The organism is Solitalea lacus, from assembly GCF_022014595.1.
GTDB lineage: Bacteria > Bacteroidota > Bacteroidia > Sphingobacteriales > Sphingobacteriaceae > Solitalea > Solitalea lacus.
In genome coordinates this window covers 2,663,141-2,688,127 of record NZ_CP091740.1, presented here as the reverse complement: position 1 = coordinate 2,688,127, position 24,987 = coordinate 2,663,141, and the positions used below count along the sequence as shown (strand labels likewise).

The window sequence follows — 24,987 nt, the reverse complement described above, 5'->3', positions numbered from 1 at the left end:
ATTTTAGAATCGATGAAAATTCGTACTTCTAAAATTAACCTAACTCTAAAATCAGTCTTTTACCTGTTCATCGCTTTTAGAAGCTTACTTATTTCATGCTGGTACATGCGACCAATCGGCAATTCTTTCTTTTCAATTTCAATATCATCAGCTGTAAACGAATCAATTTTATCAATTGCAACTAAATAAGAGCGATGAATTCTAATGAACTGATCTTCAGGTAGCATGGATTCGAGCGATGAAATAGATTGTTTAGTAATAATTTGTTTGGTGGGGGTGATGACTTTGATGTAATCCTTCAGACTTTCAACATAAAGAATATCCTTCAAGAATACTTTAATCATCTTACGATCGGCTCTGAAATAAATAAATGCTTCGTTTTTAGAATTTGAACCACTGCTGATTTCTGAGTTGCCTGCATTTGACAATAATTGGGTTTCCAGCACTTTATTCACCGCTTTAATGAAGCGATCAAATGAAATAGGTTTCAGTAAATAATCTACAGCATCTAACTCAAACCCTTCAATCGCATATTTTCTAAAGGCAGTGGTGAAAATTATTTTCGGCGGATTTTTTAATGTTCTCACGAAATCCGTTCCCAGAAGTTGCGGCATTTTTATATCCAAAAATAGAAGGTCTATTTTTTTGTTCTGTAAATAACCAAGTGCCTCAACGCAGTTTAAGCAGCTGCCTACATGCTCCAGGCTGGGAACTGCTTCAATGTATTTTTGCAAAACATCAAGGGCCGGTGGTTCATCGTCCACTATCAAACATTGTATTTTGCCTTCGGTTAACATGATAGATCAAATTAGGTTAGAGCTGGGTTTTCGGCAATTAATTCACCCATAGCAGTATCACCAACGTTTTCCAAATCCAGTTTAAGAGAGAGTATGTAGGCATCCTCCTGGGCTAAAACACTGAATTTGTGTTTTTGTGAGTACACCGAATCTAAACGTTTTCTTAAATCTAGCAGACTTTCTGATTCATCAATAGATTGTGATTTCCCTGAATTACTGCCTGTCAGTTTAAAATGTAATTCCGATTCAGTTATGTTGATAATAATATTAATCCATGGCTGTTCAATTGAAGAGTCAGCACAATTGCGTATACCATTTTCTACGAATGGTAGTAAGATTAAGGGTGCAATTAATTTACTACTGGCATTCCCATTTACTTGTAAATGTATATCTAAACGATCATCATACCTTAGTTTTTCTACTGCCACATAATCTTTCAACATGTGTATTTCTTTTTTTAAAGGCACTTGAGATTGGTCGCAATCATAAAGCATGTAACTCAGTACATCAGAGAGTTTCAAAACCATATTCGCTGCTTTATCCGTTGCGGTTAAAGAATAAGTATAAATGGTATTTAGTGCATTGAACAGAAACCGCGGATGCATTTGCGTTTTTAATAATGCTAATTCAGTTTTAACTTTTTCTCTTTCAATCCGTTCGTTTTCTTGTTGTTTAAGGTACCATCGTTTAAACAGTGTAATTGCCGTTGCCGCACCTATGATTTTTAGTGAAGAAAATAAGCCTCCTTGAAGATGGTACATCAATTGCCCGTCGCTTCCTTCAGGCGGAACAAAAAGACCATATCGCCAAACTGTTCGTAAGGTATAACCTTTATTAGGTACATCCTTACCAAAATTGAATATAGAGTATTTTTGATCAGGGGGTAGCCAAATCAAATAATCAACGAAAGCAAAAAAACTCAAAAGCAAAATGATTCCCAGTATAGAACCTATGAGTTTTTTTTTAAGGATGTATTTGGGTAACAAGAAATAAACGAATGCATAACAGCCGGGTATATGTATGGTTATTATCCAGAACAAAGTATCTAAACAATAAAACTCTATTGGATGTTCACCCAAGGTATTGTTGATCATTTCTTGCATAAGAGTGGACCCCATTGTGACTAAAAAAAATACACCCCATGTAAGCCAGAAAATGATATGACGAAGCAAACGAACGGTTAGTTTCTCTGAAAATATAAATTCATGAAGTGTCATAAAAAGCACAATTTTGTTATTCTTAAATAAATCAGGCTGTTTGGGTCAGTGGAAAATAAGGTTCTTTTAAAGCGTCAGGCTCACTGCTAAATTCTTCCTCTAAAGCTACTTCTAAATAAATACTGAAAACTTCCCGATCAGAGTTAATGCGTAATGTATGCTGATTAGGATAAAGCAACTGCAATCGTTTTTGAACATTTACTAAACCAATTCCTCCGTTTTTGGTAACGTGTTGATCTGAATCTAATGGTTTACTATTGATTAGCTTCATTGTTAAATTTCGTTCAGAGATTAACAATTCAACCTTTATCCATGAATTTTCTAACTGGGTACTGGCGCCGTGCTTGAAACTGTTTTCAATGAAGGGTAATAACAAAAGCGGCGCTATTGATTTATGTTCGAGATTGCCTATGATTGAAATATCAAGATCCAGTCTTTTACCATAACGAATTTTTTCAAGTTCTATATAACTTTCAATCATCTCTATTTCTTTTGTTAACTGAACTTTAGGATGATTGCATTCGGTAATGATATAATGCATGAGGTTTGATAATTTCAATATCAAATCAGGGGCAATTGGATTGGAAGTAAGTATAAACGAATAAATATTGTTTAAAGTGTTAAACAAGAAATGAGGGTGGACCTGTGCTTTCAGCAATTGAAGTTCAGCGTTTAATTTTTCCCGGAGCAATAATGTGTTTTCTTTTTGCTTTTTAGCCAGATGTTTGCCCAATTTAATTGAAGCAGCCAATACAAAAAGCGTATAAATATTATAGGTTATATCTCGTATAATTTCTACCCTAATTATTTGCCAGGATTTTGAAATTGAGTAGTAAATGTCCAATCTCATAAACCACATGAGGCTATTAGCTGCAATAGCAATTAAAAAGCCTGTAATTGCCAGGGTGATTTTTTTTCTTGCACTTCCTTCCAGAGTTAAAAAACTATAAAAGATATAAAAAACAAATGCGTGCCTTACAGTTATAAAGAAAACAATAATTAACAGGTTCTTGTAATTCTCATCAAAGAATGATTCTTTATGCGAGTTATAAAATGGAGTTAGTAGATAAATCACAAGTATATACAAATACCAAATTACCCAAAATGTCGCATGCCGTAAGATCCGGTAGGGAAACTTGTTTGAAAATATAAAATCATAGTTTTTCATTTTCTATGACTATGGGGATATAAATTTAATGATTGATTTTATCAAACCCTCTTTTTGAAACATTAATTCGACCAATAGCACTTTTTAGAGGACGAATGGCTCACTTCGATGACTAACGGAAGTGGTTACTTAAAATCAGGCGAGTATATACTTGCAATAGATGTTAGGCTAAATAAAAAATATGGGATTAATTATTACAATACTTTTATAATGAGTTATTAAAAGTGTTGTATAACCCTAAAACTAAATGCCATGAAAAAGCTAATTAGTTCCCTTTTTGTGGGGATTCTGTTTTCAATAATACATGTAAACAGCACGCTTGCCCAGGTTAATCTTCCTGATGTGGTGGTTTCCAGTTCAAGCAGTTCAACAATAATCAACCAAAAGGTTTCAAAATCATTTCATGACTTATTCAAAAGTGCCACAAATGTTAAATGGGTAGAAATTGATCAAAGATTCGTAGCAAAGTTTATCATGGATGACCAGAAAAATCAGGCTGTATTTACCAAAAATGGAGAACTTGTGTATCACCTCACATATGGATTTGAGAAGAATTTGCCAAAAGAAATAAGAGCACAAGTAAAAAGTAAATACTTTGATTATTCGATCACTTCAGCAATACATGTAAGTCAGGAAGGACGAAGTATTTGGTTGGTAGGTTTGGAAGACAGCCAATATTTAATTTCTGTTAGACTGGAAGACGGATCAATGAATGAAATTGAACGTCTTACTAATATTACAATAAAAGACTCAAGTGCATCAAATGAAGAATAAGCAGTTGTTTATATAGTCCGCTTTGGTAACTCAAGCGGACTATATATCATTAAATTGCATACCGCTCAATAATCCACTCAGGAATAACCTCACTCCTACCGGTTTTCGTATTTACCATAGTGTAATCAAACCAACCATTGCTGCATAACTTCCCGGTTTTATTCCGATAGATTTCAAAACCTACTTTCAAATCCTTTTTGGCAATACTTATAATCCAGGTTTTAACAGTAAACCGGTCGCCAAGTAATAACGGACGTTTATACTCGACAAATGCCGTATTGATTACCCAGCCATAGTTAAGAGCCAAAAACTCTTCCATCGGCATTTTATAAAACCGTTCCATCTGATCATAACGGGCAGCCAGTACATAATCAAAATATTTACTGTTATGAACATGATTATTCATGTCAATATCATCAGGGCGTACTTGTAACTCGCTTTCAAAAACCGAATAAGTCTTTTCGCTCATATACTTTAAAATTTGAGAACGTAAAATTAAACGAAAAGCCGGAGTGTGAATCCGGCTTTCTGCAAAATGATGTAAAACTTGTTTTAATCGTCATGATGACCGTGGCCATGACCTTTGTGTCCCTTTCCATGTTTGTGTTTATAGCCATGATCATCATAATGTGAATGATATTCTCTGTAAGTTATTTGCCTTGGCCCGCAATATCCTCTTGGGTATCTTGACCGGTGAGAGTGATAATATTCATAAGGTGCACGACCACGATAATCTAATACAACTTTATATCCGGAATATAAATCATAATCACGATAGCGACTTGGTAATGAGGAAACTCTTACCCATGTGTGGCCGTTGTTGTAGATAAATCGGGCATCATATACATCATAATAACAAGCAACATCAGGCAAATAATAGTAACGAACTTCGCTATATCCGTATGGAGCCCACATAGGCGGAGTTCCAATGTTCACATTTACAGATACTTGGGCTTTTGCATGAATACCTCCAAACGCAATGAGAGCAATTACCAGGATTATAATTCTTTTCATAATGAATACTTTTATACCTGATAGATGCCAAAAACAACACCAATGGTTGTATAATAACATCTTTATTACATTGCCCCTATGGAAACTTATTATTTGGAAAACGACACGATTACATGGCTTTTTTCAAACTTTTAATTTACCTCCACATAATGGAGGGCAAACTAAAGCGTTATTACATTTCAAAACCATTTATTGCGATAAGAAAAAATGCTTAAATTGCGCTAATGGTGTAAATATTTTAATGAAATGCTACAACGAATAATCTGCTTTTTTGAACGTCGTTCTTTTGGCGTTTGCAGCTACATTGCTGAAAAATTTAATATTTCAACCTCAAAACTTCGTTTGTTTTTTATTTACTCCTCATTTATTGCCGTAGGTTTTCCAATCATTTTTTACCTTTTTGCAGCTTTGGTTTTAGACGTACGTATATACCTTAAACAACGTAGGAGAAGTAATATCTGGGAAATGTAGGCTACACTAAGTAGCGTTTGAGAGTTTTATGCTTTTTCTCAACGGCCATTTCAAAAGGTGTTCGGCCATCATCGGTTTGGGCCTCTTTATCGGCGCCGGCTTCTATTAAAATTTCAACAAGTTTTTGGTTTCCTGAGTGCGCTGCCGTGTGCAGTGGTGTTACTCCCCGTATTTGTGCAACATTTACATTGGCTCGGTGCTCTATCAGTAGTTGAGTAATTTCTATACTTTGACAGGCAACGGCCGAATGAATTGGCGCTACTTTAAATTCGTTGTTTGAAGCTAAGTTTACATTGGCCCCGCATTCAATCAGCAGTTTGGCTGTTTCATAATGATCAAAATAGCAAGCATAACCTAATGGTGTAAAACCATCTACAGAGAATGAATTAACAGAAAACGGATCGCACTCCAACAATTCATCAGCTAAACTAGCCCGACCAATTGCCGATGCCTCATGTAAATCAATTTGAACCCTATTGCTCAATAGTATATCAATTAACTCCTTATGCCTATAATAGGATGCTAATAGCAAGGCAGATAAACCCGACGAAAGTGTTGAGCTTGCCAGTTCAGGTTCAGAGTTAATTAAACGTTCAACTGTTGATTTTTCATTAGATTCGATGGCTTTGATTAATTCGGCTGTTGCTTCCATTGCATGTGGGTGTTTTTAAGTTAGTGTAAGCTAGTGTTAGAGAATTGAATATAAATAAAAATGCCCGCTCAACAAAACTGTTGGACGGGCATTTTTTTATTTATAAAACTTTCTAAATTAGGCCGATACAAGCTCTTGACTTTTGCTTTGTATACTATTTTGAATGACTTCAAATTTGGCATCTGAAGCAACAATAAGGTTAATGTCCTTGCGTTTCAATAAATCTGAGCGGCGTAACTCTGCAAAATTAATAGTTCCCACTATGTAAGCCGACTCATGATTAGAGTATGACTCTTTAATGTTGGAAAATAAACTAATATCGATAGGATTAGCCGTTGAATATCTAACGTACAGATCTATTGTAAAGTCATTTGTTAATTCAACTTTAGCAGATCTGTTGTGCTTCTTGTACTCGTATTTATAGTTATAAGTTAAGGCCGAAATGTCTGATAATACTGCTGAACCAGTTGGATTACTTCCTGCGCCTTTTCCGGCAAAAAACTGAGATTCGGTGAAAGCACTTTCTACCAAAATGCCGTTATATTCATTTTCAATATTGAAAAGCTTGTTATCCGGCTTAATAAAACGAGGAAGAACGCCTGCTACAATTTTGTTTTCCACCTTACGGCAAAAAGCAACCAATTTAATTTTATAGCCTTTTTCATTGGCGTACTGAATGTCGAAGGTTGACAAATTTTGAATTCCGTAGTTGAACACTTCTTCAGGTTTTACAAACAAACCGAATGTGTGAGCCAAAATAATACATAACTTGTATTTAGGATCATAGGCTTCAACGTCAAGGGTTGGGTCTGTTTCCGCAAAACCGATTTCCTGAGCCTGTTTTAAAGCAGTTGAGAAATCAATATTATCTTTAAAAATCTTGGTTAAAATATAATTGGTTGATCCGTTAAAAATACCTTCCACAGCGCCTAAAAGGTCATTGTCATAGTATTCTTCAAGATTTCTTATGATTGGAATACTCGCACAAGCAGAAGCTTCATACAACAATGGTGCGTTGTATTGTTTTTGTAATTCATATAGCTCATCAAAATTGTCAGCAATCATTTTTTTGTTGGCTGAAACAACTGCTTTACCGCTTTTCAAAGCTGTTTTAACAATTTCAAATGCAGCTTCTGGATCATCAATCATCTCAACAACAACGTTAATATCCTCGTTAAAAAGAATATCATTTTTGTCAAAAGAGAAATATTCAGCAGGTAAGCTTCTTTTTTTGTTTGGGTTTTTAACACAAATTTTAACAATCTCTGCTTTAATCCCTTCTGTTTGGTTTAAAACATTGTATAAACCCTGGCCCACACAGCCAAATCCAAATAAACCTAATTTAATTTTTGTACTCATAATTGTTTGTCAGCAAAAAGTTAGCTGTAAAAGGTTTTAATTCTGATGCCGAAAAAGGATTATGAGGCAAATACGCAAAAAGTCAATATTATCTATGACAGGTTAAGTTTGTACAAGAAGGCAAGGGAGGAAAAATATTGAATAGGAATATTCTACTAGCTTATCTTCATGACATCAACTAATTGTGTCACAGGAATTAGCACCTTTTAATGCAAGATCATTAAGGTTGCTAAGACTTCACAGGGCCTGTCCCTCCGTCTTTCTGGATAAGAATTTTAAAGAACTTTTACTGCCGCAAAGTAAAGGGTTTTACAAATGCCATGCAAATAGAATTTTAAAAAAAGAAGAAATCAAGTACAATTTTCTTGTTTCTGCTTTCTTTAACGAATATTAAATTAAACTTTAACCAGATCTGATACCGGTAATACAGTTATGCCTGGGACTTCAATCTTTTGATTTGATACCCAAAGAAGTTCTTCTGTTGACAATTGGTTTTCGTTCACTAGCCTATCAAAGGTGGAGTGAAAGTTTTTGCCTTCTGATTCTTCAATAAAATAAACTTTCAGGTAATTTTCCAGTCCGTTCCATTCAATTTGCTTTATTTTGTTCAACTCCTCCTCTACTTCTCCTTCAGCTAAAATAAACAATCGCTTACGGTCGGTTACCAGCGTTTGCATAAACTCAAGTGTTTGCTTGAACATCAATAACTTTAATGGCAAACGTGCAATTTTGAATAAACGTTCGAAATTCTCTTTAAGATCAGGTGGTATGGCAAAATGTTCAATTGTAGTATCTATCAGTTCAGCACGAGGCATAGTTCCATGTTTTAATACCAGAAAATCTAAAATCCGTTTACTTTCATGAATTCCCGGTAAGGTAAATTCCATAAACTGACCAAAAAGGTAGTAAACCTGTAAGTCATAATCCTTTGCCGGAAAAATTACATTGTCTAATTCAAAAATAAAGGTGGTTTTAGTCGGGTATTTATCAATCAACTCCTGCATCTTAATCCAGTTTCTGTAGTTCGTTATTTATAAAAGTTAATAGTTTATCGGTTTCAGGAAGGTTCCAATTTAATTTGATCAAATTAAACCCCTTTGCAGCTTGAACAAAGCTAAATCTGAAATTTCCGTTTAGTTTTAATATTGAAGCAATGCCCACTGCTAACGACTTAATCAAATCAACCTCTTCTGTTGATTTAGTTTGTAATACACCGTTCGAGAAATCTGCAGAATAAGTTAATTCAACTCCATTCTCAAATTCAGAAAACACAAGTGGTGGAAAATTATCAGCAGCAATCAATTTGGAAAGATGAGTGTAGCTAATTAAAGGAAGTTCAGGATCGGGAAATAATAGACCATATGTATTAACAGTATCGTCTACAATTCGAAAATCCGTTGGTTTTGCAGCATTAACAGGTTCTACTTTTATTTTTTTTGAAGGATAACCTAATTGCAACATCGCCGGAGCAAAGTTTTCGACATTTTCCACTTTCCTAAAGGCTGGAACGGAAACTTTTTCTTCTTGCAGTGTTGTATATAAAAGGCTAAGATCTGAAAGCAGATCATTAATTCGCTTGTCAGGGCAAATTAGAGCAATTCCGTATTCGGCAAATAGTGTTTTTGCAGGTGCCAAGGCCTTTATTTCAGCAGGTATTTGTGGAATGACAACCTTGAACTCATTGTCGAGACACAATTTTAATATTTTATGTGCAAAAGCACTATCTGAGTATAGAGGGATTTGAACAAAAAAATCTCCTGTTAGATCACTCGTATCAGCTAAAAAAACTGTATACTGACCTGAGCTTAATGCATTATAAATCTGCTCGGTTTGGGGCAATTGGGCTCCGGTGAGCAGTACTTTAGTTTGCGACATGCAATGTTTTGTTTTAATTTAAAGAATAGCAGATTGCTGAGCGTAAACAATTCTTCCGTCTTTCATCAATAATTCACGATCAGCCATGCCGGCTAATTCTTCATTATGGGTTACTACAACAATAGTTTGATTAAACCGCTCACGTAAATCAAAAAATAATTGATGAAGTTCTTTAGCGTTTGTAGAATCAAGGTTGCCAGAGGGCTCGTCGGCCAACAAAATGGAAGGTTGATTAATTAATGCCCGGGCCACAGCAACACGTTGCTGTTCACCTCCTGAAAGTTCAGATGGCTTGTGGCTTAAGCGGCTGCTCAATCCTAAAAGTTCTAAAAGCTCAGTTGCTTTTCTTTCAGCTTCAGCCTTAGTTCTTTTTGCTATAAATGCTGGTATGCAAACATTTTCAAGGGCTGTAAACTCAGGCAATAAATGATGGAATTGAAAAATAAAGCCAATTTTATGATTCCTGAACTCACTTAATTTTTTCGGGCTTAATTTAGATACATCTACCCCATCCAATATCAATGACCCACTGTCGGCATTATCTAAAGTCCCTGCAATATGCAAAAAGGTACTTTTGCCGGCACCTGAAGCTCCAACTATGGAGACCACCTCACCCTTTTCGACATGAAGGTCAACGCCTTTTAAAATTTCAAGTTTCCCGTATGATTTATGAAGGTTATGGGCTTTTAGCATAGCTCAAAAATAGGAAAATTGATGAACAGTTGACCCGTAATATCAATTACTTGCTTTTTACTGCTAGTTCAGCCTCATGAATCGATTTTAATACTTTATCGTCCAAAATAAAGGTTCCAAAAGGTAATAGTGAAGCTATAAAGGCCAATAATGAACGGGAAAATTTCCATTGGTATTCAATTACAACTTGTATAAGTAATAATACATAAGCCACGAACAGCGAGCCATGAAACCAGCCACATATTTTTACTACCTCAGGATAACCAAGCACGTATTTGATGGGCATGGCCACAAACATCAGTAAAACAAACGAAACGCCTTCTAAAAAGGCTATGGCTCTGAAACGGCCGACTAAGCTTTGTCCGTATTTTTTAAGCATTACTTTAAAGTTTGCGCAATAGGTACTATGATTAAAACTTGAGCAATGGAAATAAAATTTTGACAATGAAATTAAAAGCAACGCGCCTATATAAATGGCGCTGACCCATTTGTAAGAATTTAGCTAAATTTAAATGGATTAATAACTCCCTATTATGAAATTACATATAGTGTTTCTGCTTAGTGCGAGTTGGTATTTGGCTGCTTGTACCAGCGGACATAAACCAAGTGAAACAAGTAAGCCAGACTCTTTATCTGTCGAAAATACTTTGGGAAATCAACAATTGGAAATAGATAAGTATGTAAATGCAATTAAGGGTGAACTTCCTAAGTTGGAGTACAAACGCAGTTTACGCTACAACCTAGGAGATTTCTCGTTTGACGTTAGTGTATATTATAAGAATAATAAAGAAGTCGCCCTGATTGAAGATGGGCACAGAGGTGAATTTAGCTACCGCAGATTGAATATTTACTTAAAGGGTGATAAACCAGTTTTTGCTGAGTTAAATGAAAAAACAAGTATGGGAAGTAATAATCAATTTGTTGAAGTTAAGATTTATTTGGATAGCGGCCTAAAAGTTTTGAAAGCAGTGGAACGTAAAAGTGATGAAGAAAATAAACTTGCAAATCTCCCTTTTTCGTCCTTTACACCTGATACTTCGGGGTTTGCCTTTAAAGCTGCCTTCTTAAAAAGAGCACTTGACCGTTCTGGTGAATTTGATTTGCCTTTTTATGAAATTAAGCAGGATAAAAATATTGAGTATCTGGTGCTGGGAAAAAATGAAGAAGGAAGCTACTGGGTAAACTTGCAAATAGTTAAAGAGGATTCAGTGATTAAAAGACTAAAGATGAATCAATCCCAGTTTAAAGGGAAAAGATTAGATGTTGAATGGGAGTATGAAAATATAAAAGGCTATGAAAGGTTAGTGTATAAGAATGGTAAACTCCCCAACGAGAGTCAATTAAACTAAAGGATTTTGAATGCCGTAACAGGCAAAATTGAATCAAGAACACCTTTAATAAAAAAAGCATAATTAGAATAGTAAAAAATTGCCTGCAGGTTTTAAAAATAAGTGATAAATACTACTTTTACGGCGCAATTAGAATAGGCGGTAAACAGCCGTCTATTTTACCTAAAAAGTAAATTTTATCCGTAGATGAACATTCACGAATACCAGGGGAAATCCATTCTGAAGAGTTTTGGAGTTCGTATTCAGGAAGGCATAGTAGCCGAAACTCCTGAACAAGCAGTTGAAGCAGCCAAACAGTTACAAGCCGAAACAGGAACAGGCTGGTGGGTTGTTAAAGCTCAAATTCATGCCGGTGGCCGCGGTAAAGGCGGAGGTGTTAAGCTTGCAAAATCATTGGATGATGTAAAAGCATTATCAAGCCAAATTATTGGCATGCAACTGGTTACTCCTCAAACAGGACCTCAAGGTAAAAAAGTAAACAAAGTATTAATTGCACAAGATGTTTACTACCCTGGCGACAGCAAAACTGCTGAGTTTTATATGAGCGTTTTGTTAGATCGTGCAAAAGGACGCAACATCATTATGTATTCTACCGAAGGTGGGATGGATATTGAAGAAGTTGCTGAACACACTCCGGAAAAAATCTTTAAAGAAGAAATTGACCCTAAAGTAGGTTTACAAGGATTCCAAGCTCGTAAAATTGCCTTTAATTTAGGTTTAACAGGAGAAGCGCATAAAGACATGGTGAAATTTGTTGTGGCTTTATACAAAGCATACGAAGCAACTGATTCATCAATGTTTGAGATCAATCCTGTATTAAAAACTTCTGATAATAAAATTTTAGCGGTTGACGCTAAGGTAAATCTTGATGAGAATGCCTTATATCGTCATCCTGACCTTGCTGCCATGCGCGATGAATCAGAAGAAGATCCTACAGAAGTTGAGGCAGGTAAATCTAACTTAAACTACGTTAAATTAGATGGTAACGTAGGTTGTATGGTAAATGGTGCAGGTTTAGCAATGGCTACCATGGACATCATTAAATTAGCAGGTGGTGAGCCAGCTAACTTCTTAGACGTAGGTGGTACTGCTTCTGCTAAAACTGTTGAAGCCGGTTTCAATATTATCTTAAAAGATCCTAATGTTAAAGCTATTTTGATCAATATTTTCGGTGGTATTGTTCGCGGCGACAGGGTTGCTCAAGGTGTAATTGACGCCTATAAAAACATTGGTAATATTCCTGTTCCTATCATCGTTCGTTTACAAGGAACTAACGCCGTTGAAGCCAAAAAATTAATTGATGAGTCGGGATTAAAAGTTTATTCAGCTGTTCAGTTAAAAGAAGCTGCTGATTTGGTAGCCAAAGTTTTAGCATAGTTTAATCGGACATACAGTCCATAGACCATAGTCCATGGTTTATAGTCTTAATTTTTTGGACTATAAATCATGGACTTTTTAGATACAAATTCAATTATAAGATGGTAAAAAGAACACGCATCAAAGAGGTCCTTGAATCAACTGCTTATGGTTCAGAGGTAACTATCAAAGGTTGGGTGCGCACTTTCCGCAACAACCAATTCATCGCTCTAAACGACGGATCAACTATTAATAATATACAAGCGGTTGTTGATTTCAATAATACTGATGAGTCATTATTGAAGCGTATTACTACCGGTGCGGCAGTTTCTGTTACCGGTGAACTAGTTGAATCGGTTGGTAAAGGTCAAAAGGTAGAAATAAAAGCAACGAGTGTAGAGATCTTGGGTGATTGCGATCCTGAATCCTACCCTATTCAGCCTAAAAAGCATAGCCTGGAATTCTTACGTGAAAACGCTCATTTGCGTTTCCGTACCAACACTTTTGGCGCAGTATTCCGCGTTCGTCATGCTTTGGCATTTGCTGTTCATGAATTCTTTAACCAAAAAGGGTTTGTGTATATGCATACACCAATCGTTACCGCTTCTGACGCTGAAGGTGCCGGCGAGATGTTTAAGGTAACTACATTGGAGCTGGGTAACCCTCCGCGTAATGAAGAAGGCGAAATTGATTATAAGCAAGATTTCTTTGGAAAAGCGACGAATCTAACCGTATCGGGGCAGCTTGAAGGTGAGCTTGCAGCCATGGCATTTGGGGAGATTTATACCTTTGGTCCTACGTTCCGTGCTGAAAACTCAAACACAACGCGTCACTTGGCGGAGTTTTGGATGATCGAGCCGGAAATGGCTTTCTACGACTTGGTTGATAATATGAACCTTGCCGAAGAATTCATTAAATATGTTATTGGTTATGTTCTTAAGAATAACCGTGAGGATTTAGAGTTTTTAGCTCAACGCTTAGCAGATGAAGAAAAGCAAAAACCTCAAAATGAGCGTATTGAATTGGGGTTGATTGAAAAGCTTGAGTTTGTAACTAACAATGCCTTTGAGCGTGTTACATACACCGAGGCTATTGATATTTTGAAGAACTCAAAACAAAATAAAAACAAGAAGTTCCAGTATCTGATTGAAGATTGGGGCGCTGATTTACAATCAGAGCACGAGCGTTATTTAGTAGAAAAGCACTTTAAGAAGCCGGTAATTTTAACAGATTATCCTAAGGATATTAAAGCATTTTATATGCGTCAGAACGAGGATGGTAAAACTGTTAGAGCCATGGATATTTTGGTGCCAGGTATTGGTGAATTAGTGGGAGGATCGCAACGTGAAGAACGTTTGGATAAACTAACACAACGCATGAATGAAATGGGTATTCCAACCGAAGAATTATGGTGGTACTTAGATACCCGTCGTTTTGGAGCATGCGAGCATGCCGGTTTTGGTTTAGGATTTGAACGTTTGGTGTTGTTCACAACCGGAATGACCAATATCCGTGATGTGATTGCATTTCCTCGTACTCCTAAAAATGCAGAGTTTTAGGTTTAATGCCTAAAAATTTAGATAAAAGAAAAGCTGTTCCGATTAGGAGCAGCTTTTTGTTTATGAGGCTTTTGCCAAAAATCTTGTTTCTTCTTTGTTAGAATCCTCCTTTTAGTCCCATTGCCATCGCAGCATTTAATGCCTTATCCTCTTGTGGCTGGTCAGTTTTTTAGGATTTTTAGCTACCTGTTTTACAATTTCGAAGGAAGATAAGTATCCTATCAGCTTTTTAACTTCAATCGTATTGCCGTTATGGCAAAGGTTTATCGCATGTTTAATGCAAAATAAAAGTTAAAAAAATATCGTTATGTGTTTTAATTAAATATTTAAAGGAATATTAAATTCTTATAAAATGAATTATTTAAAAACATCTATTTCAATCCTAACATTCTTTGTTTGTATTTATCCTGCCCAATCTATTGCCCAAGACAAAACAGCAGAAATTATAAGCAACCTAAATGCTATTATTAAGCCGATAAACACTATTAAGGCTGATAGCAGCTTTGAGGATATTGATTTTTTGAAAGAGACTTTAAAAGACAAAGAAATAATTTCTTTGGGAGAAGCTACCCACGGCACTCGTGAATTTTATGATTATAAAGATAGATTGATCCGCTTTTTAGTAACCAATATGCATTATAAAGCGATAAGTTTTGAAAGCGATTATATCGCAATTGAAAAGATTGATGATTACATTAATAGCAAAACCGATAGTTTAATATCATTACCTGGTTCGGCATTACTATATACGAATCATCCAATGATTGAATGGTTAAAAAAATACAATCAGACTAAGGCTATTGCAGAAAAAGTACATGTTTATGGTTTAGAAGTTAGAAACTTCGACAATATCATAAATAAAATATTAAAGGTGTTTCCGGAAATAGAAACAGCGGATAAGTTATTATTAGAGAAAGTTAAAAACTCTGGTTATGCTATGGTAAAAAGGAAAGATTTAAATGAACTTAAAGGAACCATTAAGAATCTACAAAAAGCATGTAATAATGAGCTTATTAAACATTATATAACTTTACTTAGCCAAATAGGCAATCCTGATGGTTATGAGGATAATGGTTTTAGAGACCAAACTATGGCTTATAATGCAATTTGGATAATAGAAAGAACCCCAAACAATAAGTTAATTACCTGGGCACACAATGGTCACGTTGCAAAGAAAGGCTATTTAAACTACCCAATTATGGGAACGTATCTTAATGAAAAATATGGTTCAAAATATTTTGTTATTGCTACAGATTTTAACCATGGGGAGGTAAACGTAAGAAAATTTATTGCAAAAAATAAACCCGTTTCAAATTTTCAACCGCTTTATTACCCGGAAGTTAACACGAGTAAAGGGTACGAATATTATTTTAAACAGTGTAAGTTTAAAAATTTTATTCTTGATGTTGATTCCGCTAGCAAAGTTTCTATCTTGAATTCCTTTTTAACGGAACCCCTTGATATGAGATTGATTGGTGCATTAAGTATTCCGGAGAAAAAAAAGCTGTCAATCTCTAAAAATTTTGATTTAATAGTGTTTTTTGATAAAACAAGGCGCGCTTGGGATTAAAATTCAAGAAATAAATAAGATAAAAGCTGTTTCAGACTTGAAACAGCTTTTATCTTTTATATACCTTGCTATTCTAGTTTAAGATTTAGATATATTCATTCTCATTCGATAAGTATTCATTGCCATAATACCCAATTTGTTGGTTAGTTTATGGTTTATGTATGCTCCTGTTACAGCTCCAATGCCCGGAATCAATTGGATAAGCTTAGCCAAATCAATATAATCACGATACTCCTGTTGAAAACTACGCCAGTCAAATTGATGAATGTCATTTGGTAAATGTTGGCTATAATCAGTCCAATTGGCCATGGATTGATACACTTCTTTTCGATGTTGTCTACTTGAGAATGTAAGCATGAAAATATGCAAAATGTAAATGCGCTCCTTGTAATCACTAGTATCAAAACCATATATTGATGCTATCTCAAATAACATTTTAATTTTTATGCTGAGCCATAAAGGGAAGTCAGCAAAGCTCCATAATATACCACCGGCTCCGGTAAGGGCTCCTTCTGCGGTTGCTGTTTTACTGTAAAAATCGATGCGTGCTTTTACCTCAATTTCTGTTTCTTCAAGATTGGTAAACTTGTGCGGGACAGGATTGATGAATTCAGCCCCTGCCAGAACACCTCTAATCATCTGCTTTATGGCTGATGTTAACACTTGATGAACTTTTTCCGGAATCAATCTGTTTATTCGGGTTTGAACGGATTTAGAGAACTTATCAGAAAGTGAAGGGTTCCTTTGCATTGATAATTTCCAAACCTCCAGTTCATTTAATATTTGCTGTTCATAGCTAATCATGCACATAAAGTACTAAAAAGTGTTATATAACTATTTGTTAATGCTATGTAAATTTTATATTGAGAAATTATTAATTATCAAAATATAAGATTGTTAATTTGTTAATATTTAATTTTAAATTTTATTTTAATTATATAAAACATTTTTTTATTTTGGTTAATAATTCAATATAAGTTATTTAATCACACTGTAAACTGAAAAAGTATGAATAACGCTCCTTTCCTTTTCGAAACCAATAGGCTTGTGTTACGTGAGTTTTTGCCGGAAGATGCTGAAGGCATGTTTCAGTTAAATCTTGCTCCTGAGGTAATGAAATTTACCGGTGATGCACCCTTTAATTCGGTTGATGAAGCCCGGTCATTTATCAATGATTATACCCATTATCAAGAATATGGTTTTGGGCGTTGGGCGATTCTGTCAAAAGATACCAATGAATTTATGGGTTGGTGTGGACTTAAGTATATTCCTGAGTACAATGATATTGATTTAGGGTATCGTATTTTAAGTAAATTTTGGGGACAGGGAATTGCTACTGAGGCAAGCAAAGGATGCTTGGAATATGGATTCAAGAAGTTAATGATGGATAAAATTGTAGGTCGTGCCCATGCCGAAAACTTAGCTTCTATAAAAGTTTTTGCAAAAACTGGAATGTGGTTCGAAAAGGCTATGGAATATGATATTGGCCCAACACTTCAATATGCCATTTCTAAAGACAAGTTTTTTGCTTAGGTTATCGTTCAATTATAGAAAAGAGGAAGAATGAGTAGTTTACTACATTCTTCCTCTTTTCATTTATCTACCTATCTTTGTTTACCATGTTACTGAAAATCTATCCTGAAAACCCGAGTCCTAAAGCAATTGATCAAATTGTTGAATGTTTAAAAAAAGGTGGTGTAATTATTTATCCAACAGATACCGTTTACGGTTTAGGATGTGATATTACCAATCAAAAAGCAATTGAACGTGTTTGTCAAATAAGAGGAATAAAACCAGAGAAAGCTAATTTGTCATTTATTTGCTATGATTTAAGTCATTTGAGCAACTATACTAAACCTATTGATACCAGTATTTTCAGGATGTTGAAGCAACATTTGCCAGGTCCTTTTACATTTATTTTTAATGCCAGTGGACAAGTTCCAAAGCTGTTGAACAGTAAGAAGAAAACAGTAGGGATTCGTGTTCCGGATAATAATATTGCCCGCGAAATTGTAAACCAACTCGGTAACCCTATCGTATCAACGTCTATACATGATGAGGATGAAATTCTGGAATACACTACTGATCCGGAACTGATTTATGAAAAATATGAGCATTTAGTTGATATTGTTATTGATGGTGGTTACGGGGATAATGAGGCTTCAACGGTTGTAGATTGTACCGGTGGTGAAATTGAGGTGATAAGACAGGGAAAAGGAGTTTTGGGAGCTTAACGGCGTGTTTTTGTGGTTGTTAAAATATCCCAAATTAAATACACAAAACCTAAATTCATCAGAATCTAAAAAATAATTATCGTGGATTAGAAGCTAGATTTAATAAAAATTGGTTTACATTTTGTATATTTATTTTAGTTTTGTAAACCAATTTCAATTAACATGAAAGATATAATTGCAAAAAGGATAAAGTCTGCAAGAACTTTGTCTGGTTTATCTTTACGTGAACTCTCTGAAAAAATGCATGGTGTTGTAAGCCATAATGCTATTACTAAGTATGAACAAGGCTTAATGATGCCTGATAGCAAAGTACTTTTGGCTTTGGCGCATGCATTAAGTGTTAAACCCGACTATTTCTTTAGACCTTATACCGTTAATATCGAAAACATTGAATTTAGAAAGAAAAGCAAACTTCCTAAAAAAGAAGTTAGTGCTATTAAGGAAAAAGTTACTGATAGTATAGCTAAGTACATCGAGCTAGAACAATTTCTCAATATATCCTCCAATTTTATCAATCCAATCAAAAATATCATTATAAAAGACGGTGATGATGTAGAAAAAGCAGTTGATTCACTGTTAACACATTGGAAAATTGGATTTAATGCTTTACCTAATGTTATAGAACTTTTAGAAGATAAAGAAATTAAGGTAATTGAGTTAGATGCTGACGAAAATTTTGATGGTCTTTCGGGTTGGGCAAATGATTCGGTTCCAGTTATTGTAATTAATACAAACTTCTCTATTGAACGTAAGAGGTTTACAGCTTTGCATGAGTTAGGACACTTATTACTATCATTCCAATCGGATTTAGACCAAAAACTGATTGAAAAACTATGTCATAGATTTGCAGGTGCGATGTTGATTCCTAAAGAAACTGTTTTTCATGAATTAGGTGAATCACGTAAAAAGATAAGTTTGTCAGAATTAATTGCCATAAAAGAAACTTACGGCATTTCAATTCAGGCAACAATGGCAAGAGCGAGAGATTTAAAGATTATAGGAAACGACCGATACATACAATTTTGTATATCGGTAAATAGAAACGAGAATTTAAAAAAAGAAATTGGTTTTGGTCAGTATGTAGGTAAAGAAAAATCGTCCCGTTTTAAGCAACTATTGTATAGAGCAACTGCCGAAGAAATTATTTCAATGAGCAAAGCCGCCAATCTGGCAAATCAAAAATTAGCAACTTTTAGAGACGAGTTTATTGAAATATGATTGTAGTTGTTAATGATGCTAATGTGTTAATAGATTTGGTGAAGCTACAATTACTGCCGTCCTTTTTTGCATTAAATGTAGAATTTCATACAACCGATTTGATATTAGATGAACTCCATGAAGAACAGCTGGAACAATTAAAAGTATTTATTGATTCAGGATCATTGAAAATCGTTGAATTTACCGAAGAAGAACTAATATCTATTTCACTTTTTCAGATGGAAAAACCACAATTGTCAGAACAGGATTGTTCCGCTATGGTATGTGCAAGAAAAGTTGATGGAAATTTGCTTACCTCCGATAATAATTTGAGAAAGTTTGCCAGTTCAAAAAATTGACGGTAAGAGGACATTTGTGGATTTTTGACCTCATGGTGGAGCAACACACAATTGATGGTTTAACAGCAATAGAGAAACTTGCCGAATTAAGGGAAAAAATAAACCCACGTTTGGGCTTACCTAAAACCGAATGTGAAAACAGAATTGCTTATTGGAGAGGGATTTAAAACTTCTTAATAACCGTACATGTACCCTCCCCCCTTTCTTTGAGTTTTATTTTTAGGGCCAATCTACCTTTAATGAGGCAGATTGGCCTTGTTATAAAATAAATTTGACTCAATTTTCAGTGGGAATCATGGTTATCTCTGTTTTCTTTGAGCTTCTGTAGATAAGCAGATAACCTGCCATGCCTGAAAGCAATGAGCCGGTAAGTACAGCTATTTTAGCATAGTTTTGATATTCAGGAGTTTTAAAGGCGAGAATGGAAATGAATATAGACATTGTGAATCCAATTCCGCCCAGAAAACCAATCCCAATTATTTTTTGCAGAGAAGCTTTAGAAGGCAATGAAGCCAACTTCAGTTTTATTGCTAGAAAGGAAAAACCTGCAATTCCCAATGGTTTACCCAATAATAATCCGGCTATGATTCCTACTCCTAAGTTTGAAGTGTAGATATCTGCAAGGTTAATATTGAACACTATGCATGTATTAGCAAGTGCGAACAAGGGCATAATTATAAATGAAGAAAACTGATGCAGCTGATGCTCTAGCAATTCGGCTGGCGACTGATTGCCAAACTCTGATTCCATTGGAATGGTTGCTGCCAATAAAACACCCGCTATTGTAGCATGTATGCCTGATTGCAGCATATTGTACCACATTACCCCTCCCGCGATCAAATAAACAATTATGTTTTTTACCTTAAGACGATTGCAAATTAATAGGAAAGTAAAAATTCCTAAGGCTATAAATAACTTTTGGGTAACCACTTTTTCTGTGTAAGCAATTGCAATAACCACTATTGCTCCTAAGTCGTCAACAACAGCCAGTGCGGTTAAAAACACCTTCATACTTATTGGAACTCGTTTACCAAGTAGGGAAAGAATGCCTAAAGCAAATGCAATATCGGTTGCCATGGGTATACCCCATCCTTGTTCAGTTGGTGTTGACTTATTAATAATAAAGTAAATGGCCGCTGGAACTAACATACCGCCTAAAGCCGCTACCATAGGAAGGGTTGCTTTTCTTATAGAGGACAGTTCTCCCTTTATTAGCTCCCGTTTTATCTCTAATCCTACCACCAAAAAGAAAATCACCATTAAGCCATCGTTAATCCAGTGTTCTATGCTTAGCTTAAACTCTGAACCAAAGCCAATTAGGCCAATTTTTTCATGCCAAAAGTGAATATATTGTTCACCCAATTGACTATTACTAATAACTAATGAAACTAGTGTACACACGATAAGGATAATCCCTGAAGCTTGCTCTGTTTTTAAAAACGCACTAAAGGGCCTGAATATACGTTTTCCTATTTTTCGGTGTAACATGTTCATTTTTAGGGTTATTGTTTGATTGATGCAATAAAACTGTCGATCTGCGTTGCATTAACAACTTTGTCGAGTGTTTTCACAAAAGCACTACCAATAATGGCTCCACTGGCGGCAGAGCATGCTTTTTGAAAACTATGCTTGTCATTAATACCAAAACCAATCATTAATGGATTTTTAAGCTTCAATTCTTTTAAACGTTTAAAATACGCATCTGTTTGTGCATCTTCAAGGGCTAACTGCTTACCGGTTGTGGATGAAGAAGATAAAGCATAAATAAATCCTTCTGTTAAATGATCAATTTTTCTAATTCGTTCATCAGAACTTTGGGGGGTAATCAAAAAGATGTTGCTAAGATTATATTTTTCAAATACGTCTTTATATAGCTCCTCGTATTCATACATCGGTAAGTCAGGAACAATAACTCCGTCAACACCCACGCTTGCCGCATCTGCACAAAATTTCTCAACTCCATATTGCAAAACCGGATTAACATAACCCATTAAGATGACCGGAATAGAAACTTGCTTACGCAGTTCTTTAAGCTGCTCAAACAATACTTTTAAGCTCATGCCATTTAGTAAAGCAGTTTGGCTACTGTTTTGAATGGTTGGGCCATCGGCCACAGGGTCGGAATATGGGAACCCTATTTCCAGAAAATCAGCTCCGGCTTTTTCCAGCGCTTTTGCAATTGTTAGTGTATCATCTAATTGAGGGTATCCGGCAGTAAAATAAACTGATAGCAGGTCCTTATTTTTATTTTTGAATAGTTCAATTAATCGATTGTTCATAGTTGTTTAACTCGTAATTAGAGATTATAAATTAAAATAATCCATATATGTTTGAAGATCTTTATCGCCACGTCCGGATAGGCATACCACCACCTTCTCATTGCCATTGAATTTCATCTTTTCCAGATATGCTAAAGCATGAGAGGATTCTATGGCTGGAATAATACCTTCTAGTTGAGTTAGCAATCGAGCTGCCTGCATGGCTTCGTCATCGGTAATTGCTACATATTTGCTACGGCCTGTTTTAAATAAATGAGCATGCTGTGGTCCTATTCCAGGGTAATCCAAACCTGCAGAAATTGAGTGTGGCTCAATAACCTGACCGTCTTCAGTTTGCATAAGTATTGAACGGCTACCGTGTAATACTCCTTCTTTACCTAAAATAGTGGTTGCCGCCGACTTGCCTGTATTAACTCCTAAACCAGCCGCTTCAACAGCAATTAACTGTACTGATTCATCATTCAGGAAATGATAAAACGTTCCCATTGCATTACTTCCGCCTCCCACACAAGCCAGAACATAATCAGGTAATTCTGTGCCTGTTTTTTCTTTAAGTTGTGTTTTTATTTCAGCACTGATAACCGATTGAAAGCGAGCAACCATGTCAGGGTATGGATGTGGACCCACAACTGAACCGATGATATAATGTGTGTCTACCGGGTTGTTAATCCAATCTCGCATTGCCTCGTTCGTTGCATCTTTCAAGGTTTTGCTTCCCGAAGTAGCTGCTTTTACCGTTGCTCCTAACATTTTCATCCGTGCTACATTGGGAGCCTGGCGCTTTATATCCACTTCACCCATGTAAACTACACATTCAAGACCACGCAAGGCACAAACCGTTGCAGTGGCTACACCGTGCTGTCCGGCACCGGTTTCGGCAATAATGCGTTTTTTGCCTAATTTCTCCGCCAATAGAATTTGGCCAATGGTGTTATTTACCTTATGCGCTCCCGTATGATTTAAATCTTCGCGTTTTAGATAAATAGTGGTTCCATAACGGGCGGATAATCGTTTTGCGTGAAAAAGAGGTGTTTCCCGCCCAACGTAATCCTTCAGCAAACTTTTAAACTCTTGCTGAAAATCAGCGCTGTTTATAATAGAAAGGTAGTTTTGACGCAGTTCCTCAACATTGGGATATAGCATTTCGGGTATATATGCTCCCCCAAAATCTCCAAAATATCCTCGTTCATCAACGTAATAGTTTATAGTACTCATATTGTTTCTTTCAAGCTATTCTAGTGTTTTGATTCTAGTTTGTTAATTCTTTTAATTGAGTTATGATAGTTTGGACTTTTTGAACATCTTTTACTCCGGGGCTTGTTTCAAGTTTGCTGTTAAAGTCGATACAGTAAGGCACTTGTTCATAGTCCAGTAAAGGTTTTAGCTCCAATAAATTGTCTACCCCTATTCCTCCGCTTAAAAAGTAGGGTTTAGTCTCTTTATATTGAGTTAAAATTGACCAATCAAACGATTTGCCTGTACCGCCATGCATTGGAGATTTGGTGTCGAATAAAAAAGAATCGCAAGCGTCTCTATAACGTTTTAAAGTCCCAAAGTCAAACTTTTCATCAATCCCGAAAGCCTTAATGACTTCAATTGTTGCAGTTTTAAATTGTGAACAATAATTCGGCTTTTCGTTACCATGCAATTGAACAGCATCAAAATCATAGTCAGCCACTATTTGCAATGCATCATCTAAGTTAGCATCAACAAAAACAGCTACTTTTTTAATTGATGGAGGCACGGTTTTCAATACCGAAAGATCATCAACATACCTTGGGGATTGTGGGTAAAAAATAAAACCAAGATAATCGGGTTGTAAAGCAGCAACGGCTTCAATGTTGTCGCGGTATTTCATGCCGCATATTTTTATTTTCATGCTATACTGGTATGCTTACTTTATTTCCAATCAATTTATTAAAACTCGATAAAGCTTTACCGCTTATTAAGGATTCCTTGGCTATTTCGTAGCAATCTTCTAATGACTTCCTATCTTCTAAGCAATGAATTGCCAAGGCTGAATTAGCTAAAACAGCCATTTGTTGAGACTGTGTTCCCTCTCCTTTTAATACATTCATAAATATTTTAGCTGAGTCTTCTACAGTGTCTCCTCCAGCCAAATCCACTGCATTTAGCAGGCCTCCAAGGTGTTCGGGGGTATAAAGAGCTTCCCCAGTTGTTGAAAATAGTTTAAATGGATCAGTCAGTGATACTTCATCATAACCAGAAAGCGTATGGATAATCATGTATTTTTTATCTGTTTTTTGGTAGAGATAAGCATATAAACGAGCCAGTTCCAAACTAAATACACCTACCATTTGGTGTTTAGGTTTAGCTGGATTTACCATTGGCCCTAGCATATTAAAGAAAGTTTTTACGCCCAATTCTTTACGAATAGGCGCAACAGTTTTCATGGCCGGATGAAATAGTGGCGCATGTAAGAAACAGATATTGGCTTCATCCAGAGTTTTCTTCAAAGTGTCTTCATTATTGGTGAATTGATATCCAAGGTATTCCATCACGTTTGATGAACCACAAGAAGAGGAAACTCCGTAATTGCCATGCTTGGCGACTTTATATCCTGCACCAGCAACAACAAATGAGGAAAGTGTAGAAATATTGAATGTATCCTTGCCATCTCCTCCTGTACCACAAAGGTCGATAAGTTGATCAGAGGGTAAATTGACCGAAAGACAAAGCTCAAGCATACCATCCCTGAAACCTTCCAATTCATCAACTGTGATACTTCTCATGCAATATACAGTCATAAAAGCGGCCATTTGTGAAACGTTGTAATTTCCACTAGCGAGCTCTATCAAAATTTGTTTTGATTCTTCTTTTGATAGGATTTGTCCTTTAAATAAATGTGTTAATATTTTTTTCATACGTTAAAATATTCGGGTTGATAAGTACATATAACAAAAAAGGGTTGCCTTAACGGCAACCCTTCATAAAAGTATCTTGATATAGTGTTGTTATTAAAAACAATGAGGTTACCGTCCGCAGTTTATGCAGCGCCACCACCAATTGTTATTTAATACGTTTTGTTTCATTTTTCGATTGG

At 35.6% G+C, this 24,987-nt stretch carries 28 protein-coding genes and 1 riboswitch; of the genes, 11 read left to right on the top strand and 17 right to left on the bottom strand.

Features of this window, described 5'->3' with window-relative positions; genetic code table 11:
• Nucleotides 1-59: 59 nt before the first annotated feature.
• From L2B55_RS11520 to L2B55_RS11510, 3 genes are read right to left on the bottom strand one after another with little or no spacing between them, the layout of a single operon-like run.
• Complete coding sequence (locus L2B55_RS11520) at nt 60-797, bottom strand: LytR/AlgR family response regulator transcription factor (protein ID WP_237845661.1); 738 nt, start codon at nt 795-797, stop codon at nt 60-62.
• An 11-nt stretch (nt 798-808) separates the two neighbouring features.
• The gene (locus tag L2B55_RS11515; RefSeq protein WP_237845660.1) at nt 809-2,014 is read right to left on the bottom strand and encodes a sensor histidine kinase; all 1,206 of its coding nucleotides are present in this window, start codon (nt 2,012-2,014) and stop codon (nt 809-811) included.
• 31 nt (nt 2,015-2,045) lie between these two features.
• Entirely contained in the window at nt 2,046-3,089 is a 1,044-nt protein-coding gene (locus tag L2B55_RS11510) for a sensor histidine kinase (RefSeq protein WP_237845659.1), read from the bottom strand.
• A gap of 345 nt (nt 3,090-3,434) precedes the next feature.
• On the opposite strand from L2B55_RS11510, the gene L2B55_RS11505 reads away from it, so the two are divergent.
• Nucleotides 3,435-3,956, top strand: a complete 522-nt coding sequence (locus tag L2B55_RS11505; protein WP_237845657.1) for a hypothetical protein — start codon at nt 3,435-3,437, stop codon at nt 3,954-3,956.
• A gap of 49 nt (nt 3,957-4,005) precedes the next feature.
• Here the strand turns inward: L2B55_RS11505 and L2B55_RS11500 are convergent, their stop codons facing one another.
• Together L2B55_RS11500 and L2B55_RS11495 are read right to left on the bottom strand one after the other, a co-directional pair.
• Nucleotides 4,006-4,425 (bottom strand): acyl-CoA thioesterase, encoded by a 420-nt coding sequence (locus L2B55_RS11500; RefSeq protein WP_237845656.1) that lies wholly within the window; start codon nt 4,423-4,425, stop codon nt 4,006-4,008.
• Nucleotides 4,426-4,508: 83 nt separating this feature from the next.
• The gene (locus L2B55_RS11495; protein WP_237845655.1) at nt 4,509-4,970 is read right to left on the bottom strand and encodes a hypothetical protein; all 462 of its coding nucleotides are present in this window, start codon (nt 4,968-4,970) and stop codon (nt 4,509-4,511) included.
• Between the two features lie 246 nt (nt 4,971-5,216).
• Here L2B55_RS11495 and L2B55_RS11490 point away from each other — a divergent pair, with 246 nt between their 5' ends.
• Nucleotides 5,217-5,441, top strand: a complete 225-nt coding sequence (locus tag L2B55_RS11490) for a PspC domain-containing protein (RefSeq protein WP_237845654.1) — start codon at nt 5,217-5,219, stop codon at nt 5,439-5,441.
• A 1-nt stretch (nt 5,442) separates the two neighbouring features.
• Here L2B55_RS11490 and L2B55_RS11485 read toward each other — a convergent pair whose 3' ends face one another.
• From L2B55_RS11485 to L2B55_RS11460, 6 genes are all read right to left on the bottom strand, one after another.
• On the bottom strand, nt 5,443-6,093 hold the full coding sequence (locus L2B55_RS11485) for an ankyrin repeat domain-containing protein (protein WP_237845652.1): 651 nt from the start codon (nt 6,091-6,093) through the stop codon (nt 5,443-5,445).
• Between the two features lie 117 nt (nt 6,094-6,210).
• On the bottom strand, nt 6,211-7,452 hold the full coding sequence (locus L2B55_RS11480) for a homoserine dehydrogenase (RefSeq protein ID WP_237845650.1): 1,242 nt from the start codon (nt 7,450-7,452) through the stop codon (nt 6,211-6,213).
• Nucleotides 7,453-7,609: 157 nt separating this feature from the next.
• Nucleotides 7,610-7,725: riboswitch (SAM riboswitch) on the bottom strand.
• A 122-nt stretch (nt 7,726-7,847) separates the two neighbouring features.
• On the bottom strand, nt 7,848-8,456 hold the full coding sequence (locus L2B55_RS11475) for a hypothetical protein (protein ID WP_237845648.1): 609 nt from the start codon (nt 8,454-8,456) through the stop codon (nt 7,848-7,850).
• Between the two features lies 1 nt (nt 8,457).
• Nucleotides 8,458-9,327: an ATP-grasp domain-containing protein gene (locus tag L2B55_RS11470; protein WP_237845647.1), complete on the bottom strand. Its 870-nt coding sequence runs from the start codon at nt 9,325-9,327 to the stop codon at nt 8,458-8,460.
• Nucleotides 9,328-9,345: 18 nt separating this feature from the next.
• Complete coding sequence (locus tag L2B55_RS11465) at nt 9,346-10,020, bottom strand: ABC transporter ATP-binding protein (RefSeq protein ID WP_237845646.1); 675 nt, start codon at nt 10,018-10,020, stop codon at nt 9,346-9,348.
• 46 nt (nt 10,021-10,066) lie between these two features.
• Complete coding sequence (locus L2B55_RS11460; RefSeq protein ID WP_237845645.1) at nt 10,067-10,399, bottom strand: DUF3817 domain-containing protein; 333 nt, start codon at nt 10,397-10,399, stop codon at nt 10,067-10,069.
• 154 nt (nt 10,400-10,553) lie between these two features.
• On the opposite strand from L2B55_RS11460, the gene L2B55_RS11455 reads away from it, so the two are divergent.
• From L2B55_RS11455 to L2B55_RS11440, 4 genes are all read left to right on the top strand, one after another.
• The gene (locus L2B55_RS11455) at nt 10,554-11,369 is read left to right on the top strand and encodes a hypothetical protein (RefSeq protein ID WP_237845644.1); all 816 of its coding nucleotides are present in this window, start codon (nt 10,554-10,556) and stop codon (nt 11,367-11,369) included.
• A 186-nt stretch (nt 11,370-11,555) separates the two neighbouring features.
• Nucleotides 11,556-12,746, top strand: coding sequence for an ADP-forming succinate--CoA ligase subunit beta (sucC, locus tag L2B55_RS11450; RefSeq protein ID WP_237845642.1), 1,191 nt, complete (start codon nt 11,556-11,558; stop codon nt 12,744-12,746).
• Nucleotides 12,747-12,847: 101 nt separating this feature from the next.
• Nucleotides 12,848-14,284, top strand: coding sequence for an asparagine--tRNA ligase (gene asnS, locus L2B55_RS11445; RefSeq protein ID WP_237845641.1), 1,437 nt, complete (start codon nt 12,848-12,850; stop codon nt 14,282-14,284).
• Between the two features lie 352 nt (nt 14,285-14,636).
• Nucleotides 14,637-15,854, top strand: a complete 1,218-nt coding sequence (locus tag L2B55_RS11440) for an erythromycin esterase family protein (protein ID WP_237845640.1) — start codon at nt 14,637-14,639, stop codon at nt 15,852-15,854.
• A gap of 78 nt (nt 15,855-15,932) precedes the next feature.
• Here L2B55_RS11440 and L2B55_RS11435 read toward each other — a convergent pair whose 3' ends face one another.
• Entirely contained in the window at nt 15,933-16,658 is a 726-nt protein-coding gene (locus L2B55_RS11435) for an EcsC family protein (RefSeq protein ID WP_237845639.1), read from the bottom strand.
• Nucleotides 16,659-16,862: 204 nt separating this feature from the next.
• On the opposite strand from L2B55_RS11435, the gene L2B55_RS11430 reads away from it, so the two are divergent.
• From L2B55_RS11430 to L2B55_RS11410, 5 genes are all read left to right on the top strand, one after another.
• The gene (locus L2B55_RS11430) at nt 16,863-17,387 is read left to right on the top strand and encodes a GNAT family N-acetyltransferase (protein WP_237845637.1); all 525 of its coding nucleotides are present in this window, start codon (nt 16,863-16,865) and stop codon (nt 17,385-17,387) included.
• An 86-nt stretch (nt 17,388-17,473) separates the two neighbouring features.
• The gene (locus tag L2B55_RS11425) at nt 17,474-18,088 is read left to right on the top strand and encodes an L-threonylcarbamoyladenylate synthase (protein ID WP_237845635.1); all 615 of its coding nucleotides are present in this window, start codon (nt 17,474-17,476) and stop codon (nt 18,086-18,088) included.
• A gap of 162 nt (nt 18,089-18,250) precedes the next feature.
• Nucleotides 18,251-19,306 carry a helix-turn-helix domain-containing protein gene (locus tag L2B55_RS11420; protein WP_237845632.1) on the top strand — a complete coding sequence of 352 codons (1,056 nt, stop codon included), beginning with the start codon at nt 18,251-18,253 and terminating at the stop codon, nt 19,304-19,306.
• Complete coding sequence (locus tag L2B55_RS11415) at nt 19,303-19,644, top strand: PIN domain-containing protein (protein WP_237845630.1); 342 nt, start codon at nt 19,303-19,305, stop codon at nt 19,642-19,644. Before L2B55_RS11420 ends, L2B55_RS11415 begins: the two co-directional genes overlap by 4 nt.
• Nucleotides 19,641-19,811, top strand: coding sequence for a hypothetical protein (locus L2B55_RS11410; protein WP_237845628.1), 171 nt, complete (start codon nt 19,641-19,643; stop codon nt 19,809-19,811). Before L2B55_RS11415 ends, L2B55_RS11410 begins: the two co-directional genes overlap by 4 nt.
• 109 nt (nt 19,812-19,920) lie before the next feature.
• Here L2B55_RS11410 and nhaA read toward each other — a convergent pair whose 3' ends face one another.
• From nhaA to trpD, 5 genes are read right to left on the bottom strand one after another with little or no spacing between them, the layout of a single operon-like run.
• On the bottom strand, nt 19,921-21,132 hold the full coding sequence (gene nhaA, locus L2B55_RS11405) for a Na+/H+ antiporter NhaA (RefSeq protein WP_237845627.1): 1,212 nt from the start codon (nt 21,130-21,132) through the stop codon (nt 19,921-19,923).
• A gap of 14 nt (nt 21,133-21,146) precedes the next feature.
• Nucleotides 21,147-21,923 carry a tryptophan synthase subunit alpha gene (gene trpA / locus L2B55_RS11400; RefSeq protein ID WP_237845626.1) on the bottom strand — a complete coding sequence of 259 codons (777 nt, stop codon included), beginning with the start codon at nt 21,921-21,923 and terminating at the stop codon, nt 21,147-21,149.
• Between the two features lie 24 nt (nt 21,924-21,947).
• Nucleotides 21,948-23,138: a tryptophan synthase subunit beta gene (gene trpB / locus L2B55_RS11395; protein ID WP_237845624.1), complete on the bottom strand. Its 1,191-nt coding sequence runs from the start codon at nt 23,136-23,138 to the stop codon at nt 21,948-21,950.
• A gap of 34 nt (nt 23,139-23,172) precedes the next feature.
• Entirely contained in the window at nt 23,173-23,802 is a 630-nt protein-coding gene (locus L2B55_RS11390) for a phosphoribosylanthranilate isomerase (RefSeq protein ID WP_237845623.1), read from the bottom strand.
• Nucleotide 23,803: 1 nt separating this feature from the next.
• Nucleotides 23,804-24,808, bottom strand: a complete 1,005-nt coding sequence (gene trpD, locus L2B55_RS11385; protein WP_237845622.1) for an anthranilate phosphoribosyltransferase — start codon at nt 24,806-24,808, stop codon at nt 23,804-23,806.
• Between the last annotated feature and the right edge of the window lie 179 nt (nt 24,809-24,987).